This window comes from Neobacillus sp. BF23-41 (genome assembly GCF_041106275.1).
The window spans coordinates 126,153-140,158 of sequence record NZ_JBGBPR010000014.1 but is presented as its reverse complement, the minus strand read 5'-3'; the positions used below and the strand labels follow the sequence as shown (position 1 = coordinate 140,158).

Sequence of the window (14,006 nt, the reverse complement as noted above, 5' to 3'; positions counted from 1 at the left end):
GAAACGAATGAACGTAGAAGTACTTCCTTCTCACGATCCTCTGTTAATGTCTAGAAAAGTTTATTAAAAACTGAATAATTATAATTTTTTTGTTCATATATATGAACTTATATTTAAGAGTGTGGACTAGGTATGCTAGTTTTGATTTTAAATGAAAATAATGTGCTTTGTTCCACAAAAAGAAGTCTTTATGAAAAGATTATATTAGTTATTTTTAAGGAATATTTTTTTGTTTATATATATGAACTTAGGTTTTTAATTAATGATAATCTAAGACGTCTTATATTATTAAGATTTACGTTTGAGATTGTTTTATATTTATCTGTCAAGGTGATGAACGGGAAAAGGAGGTTTATCTTTTGGAAGGGAAAGAAAATTCTACATTCCGATCGATGCATCGAATCTTTGAAATATTGGAGGTTTTGTCTAAAAATCCGGAAGGGTTTCCCATGATGAAGATTATGGATGAATTAGACAAACCGGCGAAAAGCAGCGTGTACACACTCTTACAGCAAATGGTCAAAAAACGTTATGTTACTTATTTAGAAAACGAAAAAAAATATAAAGTAGGTCCGTCCTTAATTAAATTGAGTGCAGTAATTATTTCCGAACATACCATTCAAAAACATGCAAGACCTACTATGGAGAAATTATCCCAATTAACAGGTGAGGATACCTACCTTGGGGTTCTGGAAGGGGATCATCTTTTTTACATCGACAACGTGGAGGGAACTGAATCGGTTAGGTTAAATATCCCTGTTGGGGCAACAAGATTTATTCACAGTAGTTGTATTGGTAAATTGATGTTGGCCTATTTAGACCCTAGCGAACAAAGAAAAACTATTGAACAAGCAGGCTTGCCATCAGTTTCACCCTATACTATTACTAACTTTGATACTTTTTTAAAGGAATTAAAACGTATTCGCCAGGAGGAGGTTTCGATCACCAATGAAGAGAGTTTGGAGGGAATCATTGGAATCGCTGCTCCGATAAAAAATAACCGTCATGAGGTGGTAGCTGGGATCTGTATATCAGCTCCGGTTTCACGGGTGGCTCCACGAAAGGATTATTTAGTCAAACTGGTTAAGGAAACGGCAACCGAAATTAGTGAGCAAATTGGATTCGAAAATAGAATGACTGTATCGAAATAAAGGAGGGAAATAACTTGGTCATATCACGTGTCGGTGGTCTTAGAGCTTGCTTCATTTGAATTTTTCAATTTCCGTGCTGAGTATAATGGAATCGAACTCTAACGGAGATAGGGAAGGGATGAAAAATAATGCGTTTAAAAGATAGAGTAACGATCGTCACAGGAGCCGGTCAAGGGATTGGAAACGAAGTAGCACGAAAATTAGGAGAACATGGATCAAAGATTGTCATTGCTGATTTAAATGAAGAAGTTGCATCAAAAGCTTTGGATGAGTTTGAATCTGCCGGTATCGATTCAATATTTATAAAAACTGATGTTGCTGACGAGAAGGATGTACAAAATATGATTCAAGCAACCGTAAGTCATTATGGTGGAGTTGACGGTCTGGTCAATAACGCAGGAATTAGTTTTCGCAAGTCTGTAATGGAAACGTCACTGGAAGAGTGGCAAAAACTAATGAAGGTCAATGTACAAGGTACGTTTCTTTGTTCGAAATATGCCATTCCGGAAATTGCAAAACGCGGCGGTGGTTCAATTGTCAATGTTGCTTCTTGGGTGGCTTACAGAACGATTACACGCCTAGCGGCTTATACGGCATCAAAAGGTGCTATTACATCTTTAACACGTCAAATGGCTTTGGATTGTGGACCCTTAAAGATTCGTGTCAATGCCGTTTGTCCAGGGATCATAGATACTCCTATGCAGAAAAATTTATATGCCGATTTACCGGAAGATGCATTCAAACAAACTCTTGATTATCAACCGCTAGGTCGGATTGGAACGGCTGAAGATATTGCGAATGCTTGCTTATTTTTAGTATCTGATGAATCCAGCTATATAAGCGGGGATTCAATGATGGTTGATGGTGCTTCCTTTGTTAAGCTGCCGCGTCCTTTAATTTTTGACTAGTAAGAATGTGCCTTCTCGGCGATTATTGGGATGTTTCTAAAAAATAAAGGGAAGATTTGTTCACGCTTCCAATTAACCAAAAAGCTAGAGTCTACTAAAACTCAGGAGGGAAAATTATGAAATTAGGACTTTTTTTAATGCCAGCGGTTTCACCGGATACCACACCGTATGATGCAACACAAACGGTTTTGGAAATGATTCGTTATGGGGATGAGATAGGTTACGCTGAAGCTTGGATTGGAGAGCATTATACAACGAGATATGAGCCGATTCCATCTCCTGATTTAGTCATTGCCCAAGCCTTATTGCAAACCAAAAATATTAAATTGGCTCCTGGTGCCCATTTATTGCCATACCATCATCCTGTAGAACTGGCACATCGTATTGCTTATTTGGATCACCTGGCACAAGGAAGACTCATGCTTGGGGTTGCACCGGGCCAATTGCCTGGGGATTGGGAATTGTTTAACGTAGATTGGAAGTCAGGCGAGCATCGTGAAATGACTTTTGAAGCACTCGAGATTATGTTTAAGATTTGGACAGAGAAAGAACCTTTTGAATACAGAGGGAAATATTGGGATGCGAATGGAATAGAACCCATGTATGGCGGTTTATTCGAAATGCATCTGTACCCTTATCAAAAACCATACCCTCCAATTGGAATAGCTGGTACAAGCCCAAATTCAGCTACTTTAAAGCTAGCGGGGCAATATGGATTTATGCCTATGAGTTTAGGAGTGACTCCCGATTCCATTGGCTATCATTGGAACACGATCCAGGAGGGGGCAACCATTGGCGGAAAAACCGCTAATCGTGAAGACTGGAGAGTTGCGCAGCATGTTTTTGTTGCAGATACGGATGAAGAAGCGATAGATTTGGCGGTAAACGGAATGATGGGAGAATTTAATAGAGAATATTATATACCATTGTTGACTAATGCTAAAATGACCTATCGCGTAAAACATCAAGAGGATGTCCCGGATGAAGCCATAACCCCGGAATATTTGGCAAAACATAATTGGTATGTTGGTTCACCGGAAACGGTCGCGAAAAAATTAGACGCTCTCTATGAAGCTGCAGGTGGTTTTGGAACTTTACTAGTAACATGCTACGATTACGGCGAGAACAAAGACGTATGGTTTAAATCGATGAGACTTCTCCAAGAAGAGGTACTCCCAAGGTTAAAGCACAACCGAAAGGTTCAAATCTAACAAAAAATGAATTAGATTTTCATGGATGGGATGGAAGCAGAAATTTCATCCCATCCCAAATACTATCTAGTTACTTAACCTTTGAAAGGAGGCTAATTATGGGACTACTTAGCATCCAAATACTGAATGCAATATCGTACAGTTTATTGCTTGCATTGATCGCATCTGGGTTAGTCATTGTATTCGGAATCATGAAGTTGGTTAATTTCGCCCATGGATCATTTTATATGATTGGTGCTTATATTGGATTTTTGATCTACCAAGTCACGGGTTCATTTATTTTAGCCCTGATCTTGGCACCGATTATAGTTGCCGTCATCGGAATTGTTTTTCAAAAGCTGATTTCGATAAAGCTTAAAGAAAACGATGAATTAAAATATATTCTTCTCACGTTTGGGCTCGCTTTAGTCATTGAAAATGCCGTGAATATGATTTGGGGCAACGATACGCATATTGTTCAACCACCTGAATTTTTGTCAGGAGTTATTCCAATTTTCGGTTTTGATTACCCAGTTTATAGGATTTTTGTTACGGTAATCTCATTGATTACCTGCATACTCATTTACTTATTGATTTCAAAAACGACTTTTGGGATAAAGATCAAAGCCAGCACGGAAGACGGTGAAATGGCTACGGCATTGGGAATTAACGTTAAAAAAACGGGTATGATTGTATTTGGGCTTGGCATAGGTTTAGCGGGGTTTGCAGGGATTATGAGTGCACCTTATTTATCTATTTCTCCGCAAATGGGGATGAACATCATTATTCATTTATTCATCATCATTGTAATTGGTGGGATGGGCAGTTTATCCGGTGCGATCATTGCATCATTCATACTAGGATTCGTAGAAATCATCGGCGGTGTTTTCTTCCCAAATCTATCGATCATCATTATTTATTTGGTAATGTTCTCCATATTAATGGTGAATAAGGACGGAATCGCTAAATTTTTCAAAAGGGAATTGATTTAATGGAAGGGGAAAGGCCTCATGTCTATGGAACATACTGATTTAGTGAGCAAAACCCTTATTCAAAGGAAGAAGTTCGATTTCATGAAATTAGATTGGTGGATATGTTTATTTATCGCCAGTTCGGTCGTTTTGACGGTGACATTTGCTGACTCCTTTTATCAAAGATTAGTGACCGAAATGATGATCTTTGCCTTGCTGGCAATAAGTTTGGATTTACTTCTTGGTTACACAGGGCTTTTAAGTTTAGGACATGCCATCTTTTTTGGCATCAGCGGATTAGTTGCAGCAACTCTTTTTGTCGATTTTCACTACCCTCTCCTATTGGCGCTTTTCGTTTCTATAATGATCACGATGGTGATTGCCTTTATCATTGCTTTGGTCAATTGTAGATTTTCAGGTATTCAGTTTGCTATGTTGACGATTGCTTTTGGACAGTTTTTTTGGACCCTGGCTGTAAATTGGAGACAATACACCGGTGGGCATGACGGAAAAACAATTGTAGATCCATTAACAATGAATCTTGTTTTTACCGTTGATTTAAAAGATCCTGGCAATTTGACTGTCCTAACTGGAGTAATCTTAATACTATCTTATCTTGTTTTAAGAAAAATTATTAATTCTCCATTCGGTAAAATTTTAGTAGCAATTAAGGAAAACGAGAGTCGGGCAATATTTTTAGGTTTTAACTCGTATCGGGTTAAAATTCAAGTGTTTATGTTTGGAGCGTTTTTTAGTTCTATTTCGGGGCTTCTCTATTTTCTCTTAAAATCTTACGTCATCGCTGACAATATCAGTTGGGTTAAATCCGGAGATATATTATTGATGACATTAGTCGGTGGAATGGGAACGATTTTTGGTCCGATGCTAGGGGCAACTTTTTTCGTTTGGTTTAAAGATTGGTCTTCATCTTTCACGGAAAATTGGATGTTTATCATCGGAATTTTGTATATTATCGTCGTTTTATTTTTTCCTAAGGGGGCGTTTGGATGGTTGAACAAATCGAAGTAAAGCAATTCGTTGAATCGGCAGAATCCCCGAAGGGAATAAGAAGTAAAGATTTATTCGTTGCAGAAAACCTTACTTACTCTTACAAAGGACATCAAGTGATCCACGGAATTAGCTTGAATGTCCATGAAGGTGAAGTCAGGGCAATTATCGGTCCAAACGGGGCGGGGAAGACAACGCTGATCAAGCTGTTAAGTGGCGAACTAATTCCCGACGAAGGTTATATTTGGTTTAAACACAAAAATATCACTAAGCTCTCTCCGAATAAGAAACGAAAAATTGGAATTTCGAGATCTTTTCAAATTACGAATATCTTTTTCGGACATACTGTCTATGAAAATGTGAGACTTGCTGTGCAAGCGAACCATAAGGGACAGTATACCTTTTGGAAAAACGTTGATTCTTTTCATGAAATCGAAGAAGAAACTTGGAATTTGTTGAAACAATGTCAATTAATTCAAGTGAAAGACACCCTTAGTTCCAGTTTGTCATATGCCGAGCAAAGGCAAGTGGAGATCGCTTTATGCCTTGCAGGTAAACCGGAAATGTTGTTGTTGGACGAACCCGCCGCAGGGTTATCCAAAGAGGAAAGTAAAAAAATGGCGTCATTGATTACTTCATTGGCGCGCAACCTCCATCTTACCGTCATATTTATTGAACACGATATGGACATTGTCTTTTCCATTTCAGATAAGATATCTGTTATTTACTACGGAAAAGTATTTATGGAGGATGTTCCTGAAAATATCAAATCAGATCCAAGGATTAAAGAGATTTATTTAGGGGAGGAAGCTCATGAGTAACCTACTTGAAGTCCACCAGATTCATTCATTTTACGGTAAAGCTCAAGCCTTGCATGGGTTATCCATCGAAGTTAAAAAGGGAGAGGTTGTGAGTTTAATTGGAAGAAACGGTGTTGGGAAATCAACAACGTTAAAAAGCATTATGGGTTTAGTCAATGTGGAAAAAGGTGATATTTTCTTTGAGGGTCACCGTTTAAACGATACAGCACCGTGTGAAATTTTGTCCAAATATAAAATTAGCTACGTACCAGAAGAACGCAGAATCTTATCTACTTTAACTGTTAAAGAAAATCTGTTGCTTGGCGAATTATCTATATCAAAAACAGACCGAAAGAATAGGTCATGGAATTTGGATAGAGTATATGAACTCTTTCCTATTTTAAAAGAGTATCAAAATAAGAAAGGAACACATTTAAGCGGGGGAGAGCAGCAAATGTTGGCCATCGGAAGAGGATTGATGGGGGATCCAAAAATATTGTTATTAGATGAACCTTGTGAGGGTTTGGCACCGATTATTGTTCAGGAACTGACAAAAGCAATTGAGCACCTCTATCACGATGGTATTACGATCATACTCGTCGAACAAAGTTTAAGGCTATCAAAAGTGCTTTCACATCGGCAATATATCTTAAACAAGGGTGAAACCGTTTACTTGGGCAAGGGATCCGAATTATTCGATAACGAGGAGCTCGTTCAACAATACCTAAGTGTATAGGATAGGCTATAATATACCAACTCTTTTATGGAGGAAATATATGAATTTGCAAATATCTGAGAGACAGATGGAATTGAAGGAGCAATTTACGGAAGAAAGGGGGTATTGGTCCAAATTCTGGGATGGTCTCTTAATACTAGATGAAGAATTTTTTGAAGCCTATTTAAAGTTTTCAACCGTTCCATGGAAGAAAGGAATATTGGACCCAAAAATCAAAGAATTGATCTATATAGCAATCGATGCATCAATAACACATTTATATGAACATGGGTTGCGATTTCATATACAAAATGCTTTTAAATACGGTGCTACAAAAGAAGAAATAATGGAAGTGTATGAATTAACCAGTGCATTAGGTATTCATACATGCATGGTGGGTGTACCGATATTGTTGGATGAATTAGAGAAAAGTGGGGTTAAAGCAGACCAAATTCTGTCGGAAAAACAAATGAAATGAAAAAGTCAGTTTACAGAAGAAAGGGGGTATTGGTCCAAATTTTGGGATGGTCTTTTAATGCTAGATGAAGAATTATTTGAAGCCTATTTAAAGTTTTCAATGGTTCCATGGAAGAAAGGGACATTGGACCCGAAAATCAAAGAATTAATCTATATAGCAATCGGATGCATCAACAACACATTTATATGAACCTGGATTAAGAATTCATATTCAAAATGCTTTTAAATACGGTGCTACAAAAGAAGAAATAATGGAAGTCTATGAATTAACTAGTGCATTAGGTATTCATACATGCATGGTGGGTGTACCGATATTGCAACGAAATTCAAATCACAAGAAGAATAATAAACTTTAAGGAGGTATCGCTTTTGAAAAAAAACAAAAAAAAATGGTTCCAAGGCATCATGGTGATTACAATAATGTTGTTTTTGGTGGCTTGCGGAAGTGAATCTACATCTTCACCAAACAACGCGGGAGAAGGACAAAATAAGCAAGAAGCGAATGGAGATCAAGAACAAAATCAATCCAAAGAACCGATTAAGCTTGGTATGGTCGCACCGATGAGTGGACCTTATGCTGTTATGGGGAAAGCAAATCTCAACGCAATCGAGTTTGCGATTGAGGAAGCGAACAATGCCGGGGGAGTACTGGGTAGAAAAGTAGAAGTTGTCGTTGAAGATTCGGAGGCCAAACCGAATGTGTTGTTAACCAAAGCTGAGAAGCTCGCTCTGAATGAAAAGATCAATCTTTTTATCGGTACAGTATCAAGTGGCGAATCAATGGCACTTGCAGGTAAATTAAAGGAATGGAACAGTCTTTATGTGTCAACAAGTTCTAAAAATACGAAGCTCACAAATCCGGTGAACCCGAACTTGTTTAGAGCCAACTACAACGATGATGTGGATATGCGCATTTGGAAGTATTGGTTGCAGAATTCCGATGAAGGAAAGAAGGCAAAAACATTCTATTCTGTCGGTGCGGATTATGCATGGGGGCACGACCAAACAAAGAACTTTAAAGATATCATCTCGAAAGACATTCCCGGTGGAAAGTTTTTAGGTGAAGCTTTTTATCCACTTGGTACGACCGATTATTCGGCACAATTAACCCAAATCGCTTCGCTTAAACCGGATGTAACATTAGTATTATTGGCGGGTGACGACTTTATCAACTTCATGAAACAAGCGAAAGACTTTGGGGTATTTGGGAAAACGAAGTTCCTTGCAATTGTAGGAAAGACGGTAATTGATAATTCTAATGCTATTGGGGTAGCTGGCAGCCTCATGTATGATTATAGTATCGATAACCCAATGAATGCGGAGTTTGTAAAGAGTTACAAAATAAAATACGGTACAGAACCAGATGATTGGGCTGGATATAGTTATATTGGCGCGAAAATGTTTTTAAAAGCGATTGAAAACGCAGGATCAACTGAAACTGATAAAGTGATTCAGGCACTGGAAAATGTAGAGTTTGACTCCATTGTAGGTAATGTAAAAATGAACCCCAAAACACATGAATTAATTATCCCTGGGTATATAGGAGAATCGGTGGAAGATCCGAATAAGGGGAAAGCGACGATCAAAATTATTGAAACATTAAAACCTGATGTTATTTGGTCTAAATGAGTAAGTGAATGTAATACCTTTGTGCATAAAAATTTCTGACTATTCACTCAAAGGAGGCGGTATAAAAATGACGGCTAATCAACAGCAATTCTATAAAATAGAAAAGAATCAGGTCACTAACTTTGAAGCTATCGTCATAGGGGCAGGATTTTCGGGTTTGTATATGCTTAATCGTTTACGAGAAGCGGGTTTTTCTGTCCGTGTTTACGAGAAAGGCAATGGAGTTGGAGGAGCATGGTATTGGAGTCGTTATCCCGGAGCACGCTGTGACTCGGAAAGTATTTATTATAACTACACCTTCTCAGAAGAGCTCTATAAGGAATGGACATGGTCTTCACGATACCCTGAGCAGGCGGAAATTCTGCGTTACCTGAATTTCGTGGCAGATCGGCTTGACCTACGCCAGGACATCCAGTTCAACACAGAAATCAAAGCGGCTCATTATGACGAAACTCATAATCTATGGCGGATTGACCTGAATGATGGGACATGTGTATCCGCGAAGTATTTCATCACCGGAGTAGGCTGTCTATCAGTTAATGCGACTAATGTTCCCGCTATCAAAGGATTGGATCGCTTTGAGGGGAAGTGGTACCACACTGGGGCTTGGCCGCATGAAAAGATTGATTTCAAAGGGAAACGGGTTGGTGTCATCGGTACGGGTTCAAGCGGCGTTCAGGCGATCCCGGTTATCGCGCAAAAGGCAGAACACCTTACTGTCTTTCAGCGTACACCACAGTATACCATCCCTGCAAGAAACCGACCTCTGGACCTGGAATTCATAGAGAAAACGAAAGAAAACTACAGCGAGATTAGACGACAAATGCACGAATCCTTTGGGGGCTTCCCAGGAAATCGTGGTGATCGCTCAGCATTGGAAGAACCACCGGAAAATCGCCAGTCGGTATACGAGGCGGCTTGGGAGGCAGGTGGGCTAGCTATACGCTCTACCTATAAGGACATAATGACTAACGAAGCAGCTAACAACACTGTATCCGATTTCCTCCGCTCAAAGATAAGAGAGATTGTACAGGATCCTGAGGTGCACGGGAAGCTAATGCCGACGTACTTCTTCGCAACCAAACGTCCAGTCTTGGATACCAATTATTTTGAGACATATAACCGTAAGAACGTCACTTTAGTCGATCTGAGGAAATCACCTATTGAGGAAATCACGCCTAAGGGGCTGCGAACCACAGAAGCGGAGTATGAACTGGACTTCCTCGTTTTTGCTACAGGTTACGACGGGGTGACAGGACCCTTGTTTAAGATTGATATCCGTGGTAAAGATGGTTTGTCACTAAAGGAGAAATGGGAAGACGGAGCACTGGTGAAGACGTACCTTGGACTCTCCACCGCTGGATTCCCGAACTTTTTCATAATTACCGGACCCGAGAGTCCATCCGTACTAAGCAACGTTCCTGTAGCGATTGAGCAGCATGTTGAATGGATAGGAGATTGTATTCAGTATCTTCATGACCATGGTGTGGAAACGATTGAGGCAAAGGCGGAGGCAGAAGAGGCTTGGAGTAAACACTGCAAGGAGGTGGCTGATTCGACGCTCTATACCAAGACCGATTCTTGGTTAACGGGGGCGAATATTGCTGATAAGCCACGTGGATTCCCAATCTATATTGGAGGAATTGGACAATACCGCCAGATAATCGATGAGATCGCTGCTAAGGGTTACGAGGGATTTTCTTTGGTGACCCATCAAAAGACAAAGTCATATCAGTAAGGGATATCCCTCGTTAAACACGGTCTTCCCTTGCAGACCTTTAGTAGATGATGAAAGTAACCTTTTTAAGGAGCGGATTACTAGATATGCCTATTGATCCTCAAGTAAAGCTGATTTTAGAACAAATGGAGGCAAAAGGTGCTCCTCCATGGCATACGCTTACACCAGCAGAAGCAAGACAACCTATCGACAGAAGACCTTTGACGGGAGAGCCTGAAGAGGTGGGGAAGGTAGAAAACAGAACGATTCCCGGACCTGCAGGAGAAATGCCGGTTCGTATTTATACTCCGGATGGTCAAGGTCCATTTCCAGCATTGGTTTATTACCATGGTGGCGGCTGGGTTATTGGTGATCTTGATGCTGTAGAGATTACTTGTCGCCTTTTAGCCAATAGAGCCAACAGTGTGGTGGTATCCGTAGATTATAGGCTGGCACCGGAGCATAAATTCCCGGCAGCAGTCGAAGATGCCTATGCAGCGGTCAAGTGGCTGGTAGAAAATGGTTCGTCTATTCTGGTAGATTCTGCCCGAGTGGCTGTCGGTGGTGACAGTGCGGGTGCGACCCTCGCAGCCGTGGTCGCATTGATGGCCAAAGACAGGGATGAACCCTCTTTGGTCTATCAAATGCTGATCTACCCGGTGACCCATCACGCCTATGACACGGAGTCTTATCGTGAAAATGCAGAGGGATATTATTTAACCAAAGACAGTATGGTCTGGTTTTGGAATCATTATTTGCGTGACGAGGAGGACGGTAGAAATCCGTATGCTTCTCCTTTGCTGGCTGATAACCTTAGTGGACTGCCTCCAGCTTTGGTTATCACGGCAGAATTCGATCCGTTACGCGATGAGGGTGAAGCCTATGCAAAACGTCTAAAAGCTGCGGGGGTTCCTGTGGAAGTTACGCTATATAACGGAATGATCCACGGATTTTTTGGTATGCCAGGAGTATTGGAGCAAGCGAAGAAAGCGATAGAACAAGCTGCCAATGCTTTAAAACGAACATTTTCGATATGAAGTAAATGATTTGAAATAAATGAAACGCTCGTAGATACCGCAGGTGTATCTGTATCTGCTTTAAGATTTATAGTAGTGTAAATTAATAGAAACGAAGGAAGTGTTTGATTTCATTATGAAACTGTTAGGTATAAGTGGAACAATTACAGGATCGAAGACGCTGACTGTTGTAAAAAAAGTATTGGAAGTGGTGGAAAAGATAGATCCAAGCATTCAAATTGAATTATTGGATTTAAAACAATATGACGTGCAGTTTTGTGATGGGCGGGATCCACAAACATATATAGGGGATACCAAGAAAGTCATTGATATTGTGTCGAATGCAGACTTTTACCTTATTGGAACACCGATTTTTCAGGGTTCTCTTACGGGTGCACTTAAAAACCTTATTGATTTAGTTCCACCTCAGACCATGAGAAACAAAGTGATGGGATTTGTAGCAACGGGAGGTACCAATCAACATTATCTAGTTGTTGAAAATCAACTCAATCCTATCGCTGGATATCTTAGAGCTTTTGTAGCACCAAGTTATGTATATGCTCACAATGATCATTTTAAGAATAATGAAATCGTTGACTCAGATATAATGGACCGAATTTCTTATCTGGCTGAGGAATTAGTCATGATGCAGAAGTTACTGAAATAATTTTTGTAGTAGAATTGGGCTTTGTATAAAAGGGATATATATTTTAAAGTACAAAGAAAACATAATAAAAAATGTATTGCTAATAATTAGATAATTATGTACTATAATTATAGTTGTATATATGAACTTAGGTTCGTATATAAGAACAAAAAGAGATTCATATAGTAAAAAAGATTTTTCTTTCAAGCATTGGAGGTGAATTGAAATTTATCCCTTTTATGTACTACGAAGTGTGTTTGTAGTTGATCCGGGACTGGAAATGATGGGGGTGCAAGCAAAAAATCTGTCTTCTTCTTCATCGAGACACTAAATTATTTTTTTGTTTATATTTATGAACTAAGGTTTTTAAAATCGAACCAACCTAATCCAAATCATTAGGTGAGGACACGTATATAGGGGTTCAGGAGAGAACCATTTCTTTTATATTGATAAAGTGGAGGGAACTTCGAGCGGTTCGGTTAAATGTCCCTATTGGGGCAACCTTGCACGGTTGATCCCGAAAAAGAGTTATTAAATCAATTAGTGAAGGATATGGCTGGAGAAATTATTATGCAAATCGGACTTGAGAATCGAACCACTGTACTAAAAAAGGAGGTAAAAGAAATGTCGCAGCAAGTGGCAGTCGTAGGTGTATACCAAACACCCTATAAAGAAAAATATGAGCATATGATGCTGGAAGAACTAATTTATGAATCCGTCAAAAAACTCCTTAAGGATAAAGGGATCACCATAAACGATGTTGATAATATCGTGCTAGCTAATTCAGATATGGTAGATGGCCGAGCAATTTCCTCGATGGTCACAGGAGGTCCTGCCGGAGCGCTAAATAAAAATCTGTTGAATTTATGCAGCAGTAGTGATCATGCTTTTGTGTTGGCTGCCATGCAAATTATGTCAGGAACACATGACTTAACCTTGGTAGCTTCATGGGGTAAAACTTCAGAGGCCCCAATGGATGAGGCTGACCTGCTATCTTGTGAACCTTACTACACAAGAGGAGTTGGAGTGAATCAAGTGCTCAGTTCAGCCCTTCAGGCAACTGCCTATCAAAGCAAATATAATACAGATCGAGGGACTGTTTCAAAGATTGCATGGAAAAACCGAAAAAATGCTATGAAAAATACGCTAGCACATGTAAAGAAAGAGTTAACTCTTGAGGAAATTGAAAATTCACCACTTCATGCCTGGCCTTTGCGGGAAGTCGATATTCCTCCATATTCTGACGGTGTTTGCGTGATGCTGTTGGCCTCTGAAAAGAAAGCAGCTGAATTTGACGGAGACAAGGCCTGGTTGAAAGGGATGGGTTGGACCACGGATCATTACTGGCTGGGTGAAAGAGATTTAACAACCATTCCGGGTCTCCAGATTGCAGCTAAGAAAGCATATGAAATGGCAAATATTAAAGATCCCTTGTCTGAAATCGATATGATGGAATTACAAGAACAATCGACTTATCATGAATTGATTCAATATGAAGTGTTAGGGCTTTGTGAACCTGGGAGAGGTATCGATTTAGTGGAAAACGGAACGGTATTCAGTGACGGAAAACTACCGGTGAATCCCTCAGGTGGATCGCTTTCTTCCAATCCAAGCTTTTGTACAGGCTTGGTACGAATCGCTGAGGCCGCTTCTCAAGTGATGGGAACAGCGGGAGGACATCAAATCAAAGGGGTAAAAACGAGCTTGGCAACAAGTGTCAGCGGGTTTGCTTCGCAAAGCAACACCGTGACGATTTTTTCAAATAAATAAAGATGAGG

Annotated in this window: 14 protein-coding genes; all 14 read left to right on the top strand. The window is 39.7% G+C overall.

Translation table 11 applies throughout. From position 1 onward, the window contains the following. Positions 1–359: 359 nt before the first annotated feature. The 14 genes from AB7942_RS20395 to AB7942_RS20330 all read left to right on the top strand — a co-directional run bounded on the left by AB7942_RS20395 (position 360) and on the right by AB7942_RS20330 (position 13,998). Positions 360–1,151, top strand: a complete 792-nt coding sequence (locus tag AB7942_RS20395) for an IclR family transcriptional regulator (RefSeq protein ID WP_369448294.1) — start codon at positions 360–362, stop codon at positions 1,149–1,151. Between the two features lie 128 nt (positions 1,152–1,279). After that, the gene (locus tag AB7942_RS20390) at positions 1,280–2,059 is read left to right on the top strand and encodes an SDR family NAD(P)-dependent oxidoreductase (protein ID WP_369448293.1); all 780 of its coding nucleotides are present in this window, start codon (positions 1,280–1,282) and stop codon (positions 2,057–2,059) included. A 116-nt stretch (positions 2,060–2,175) separates the two neighbouring features. Beyond that, positions 2,176–3,270 (top strand): LLM class flavin-dependent oxidoreductase, encoded by a 1,095-nt coding sequence (locus AB7942_RS20385; protein ID WP_369448292.1) that lies wholly within the window; start codon positions 2,176–2,178, stop codon positions 3,268–3,270. A 98-nt stretch (positions 3,271–3,368) separates the two neighbouring features. Beyond that, positions 3,369–4,241 carry a branched-chain amino acid ABC transporter permease gene (locus tag AB7942_RS20380; protein WP_369448291.1) on the top strand — a complete coding sequence of 291 codons (873 nt, stop codon included), beginning with the start codon at positions 3,369–3,371 and terminating at the stop codon, positions 4,239–4,241. An 18-nt stretch (positions 4,242–4,259) separates the two neighbouring features. Continuing rightward, positions 4,260–5,249 carry a branched-chain amino acid ABC transporter permease gene (locus AB7942_RS20375; protein WP_369448290.1) on the top strand — a complete coding sequence of 330 codons (990 nt, stop codon included), beginning with the start codon at positions 4,260–4,262 and terminating at the stop codon, positions 5,247–5,249. After that, positions 5,228–6,049: an ABC transporter ATP-binding protein gene (locus tag AB7942_RS20370; RefSeq protein ID WP_369448289.1), complete on the top strand. Its 822-nt coding sequence runs from the start codon at positions 5,228–5,230 to the stop codon at positions 6,047–6,049. Before AB7942_RS20375 ends, AB7942_RS20370 begins: the two co-directional genes overlap by 22 nt. Beyond that, a complete protein-coding gene (locus tag AB7942_RS20365) occupies positions 6,042–6,764 on the top strand; it encodes an ABC transporter ATP-binding protein (RefSeq protein WP_369448288.1) in 723 nt (240 codons plus the stop codon). Before AB7942_RS20370 ends, AB7942_RS20365 begins: the two co-directional genes overlap by 8 nt. 40 nt (positions 6,765–6,804) lie before the next feature. Then, positions 6,805–7,221: a carboxymuconolactone decarboxylase family protein gene (locus tag AB7942_RS20360; RefSeq protein WP_369448287.1), complete on the top strand. Its 417-nt coding sequence runs from the start codon at positions 6,805–6,807 to the stop codon at positions 7,219–7,221. Between the two features lie 57 nt (positions 7,222–7,278). Beyond that, positions 7,279–7,410, top strand: a complete 132-nt coding sequence (locus tag AB7942_RS20355; RefSeq protein WP_369448286.1) for a carboxymuconolactone decarboxylase family protein — start codon at positions 7,279–7,281, stop codon at positions 7,408–7,410. A gap of 179 nt (positions 7,411–7,589) precedes the next feature. Further along, a complete protein-coding gene (locus tag AB7942_RS20350; protein WP_369448285.1) occupies positions 7,590–8,849 on the top strand; it encodes an ABC transporter substrate-binding protein in 1,260 nt (419 codons plus the stop codon). A 67-nt stretch (positions 8,850–8,916) separates the two neighbouring features. After that, a complete protein-coding gene (locus AB7942_RS20345) occupies positions 8,917–10,587 on the top strand; it encodes a flavin-containing monooxygenase (protein WP_369448284.1) in 1,671 nt (556 codons plus the stop codon). 47 nt (positions 10,588–10,634) lie between these two features. Further along, positions 10,635–11,603 carry an alpha/beta hydrolase gene (locus tag AB7942_RS20340; protein ID WP_369448283.1) on the top strand — a complete coding sequence of 323 codons (969 nt, stop codon included), beginning with the start codon at positions 10,635–10,637 and terminating at the stop codon, positions 11,601–11,603. 115 nt (positions 11,604–11,718) lie between these two features. Beyond that, on the top strand, positions 11,719–12,249 hold the full coding sequence (locus AB7942_RS20335; RefSeq protein ID WP_369448282.1) for an NADPH-dependent FMN reductase: 531 nt from the start codon (positions 11,719–11,721) through the stop codon (positions 12,247–12,249). Between the two features lie 462 nt (positions 12,250–12,711). Next, positions 12,712–13,998 carry a thiolase family protein gene (locus AB7942_RS20330; RefSeq protein WP_369448281.1) on the top strand — a complete coding sequence of 429 codons (1,287 nt, stop codon included), beginning with the start codon at positions 12,712–12,714 and terminating at the stop codon, positions 13,996–13,998. Positions 13,999–14,006: the final 8 nt, after the last annotated feature.

Excerpts from the sequence above, each read along its gene's own strand:
- AB7942_RS20330 (WP_369448281.1), top strand. The coding sequence starts at position 12,712 with ATGTCCCTATTGGGGCAACCTTGCACGGTTGATCCCGAAAAAGAGTTA.
- AB7942_RS20375 (WP_369448290.1), top strand. The coding sequence starts at position 4,260 with ATGTCTATGGAACATACTGATTTAGTGAGCAAAACCCTTATTCAAAGG.
- AB7942_RS20355 (WP_369448286.1), top strand. The coding sequence starts at position 7,279 with ATGCTAGATGAAGAATTATTTGAAGCCTATTTAAAGTTTTCAATGGTT.
- AB7942_RS20385 (WP_369448292.1), top strand. The coding sequence starts at position 2,176 with ATGAAATTAGGACTTTTTTTAATGCCAGCGGTTTCACCGGATACCACA.
- AB7942_RS20335 (WP_369448282.1), top strand. The coding sequence starts at position 11,719 with ATGAAACTGTTAGGTATAAGTGGAACAATTACAGGATCGAAGACGCTG.
- AB7942_RS20340 (WP_369448283.1), top strand. The coding sequence starts at position 10,635 with ATGATGAAAGTAACCTTTTTAAGGAGCGGATTACTAGATATGCCTATT.
- AB7942_RS20345 (WP_369448284.1), top strand. The coding sequence starts at position 8,917 with ATGACGGCTAATCAACAGCAATTCTATAAAATAGAAAAGAATCAGGTC.
- AB7942_RS20390 (WP_369448293.1), top strand. The coding sequence starts at position 1,280 with ATGCGTTTAAAAGATAGAGTAACGATCGTCACAGGAGCCGGTCAAGGG.
- AB7942_RS20370 (WP_369448289.1), top strand. The coding sequence starts at position 5,228 with ATGGTTGAACAAATCGAAGTAAAGCAATTCGTTGAATCGGCAGAATCC.
- AB7942_RS20360 (WP_369448287.1), top strand. The coding sequence starts at position 6,805 with ATGAATTTGCAAATATCTGAGAGACAGATGGAATTGAAGGAGCAATTT.
- AB7942_RS20365 (WP_369448288.1), top strand. The coding sequence starts at position 6,042 with ATGAGTAACCTACTTGAAGTCCACCAGATTCATTCATTTTACGGTAAA.
- AB7942_RS20380 (WP_369448291.1), top strand. The coding sequence starts at position 3,369 with ATGGGACTACTTAGCATCCAAATACTGAATGCAATATCGTACAGTTTA.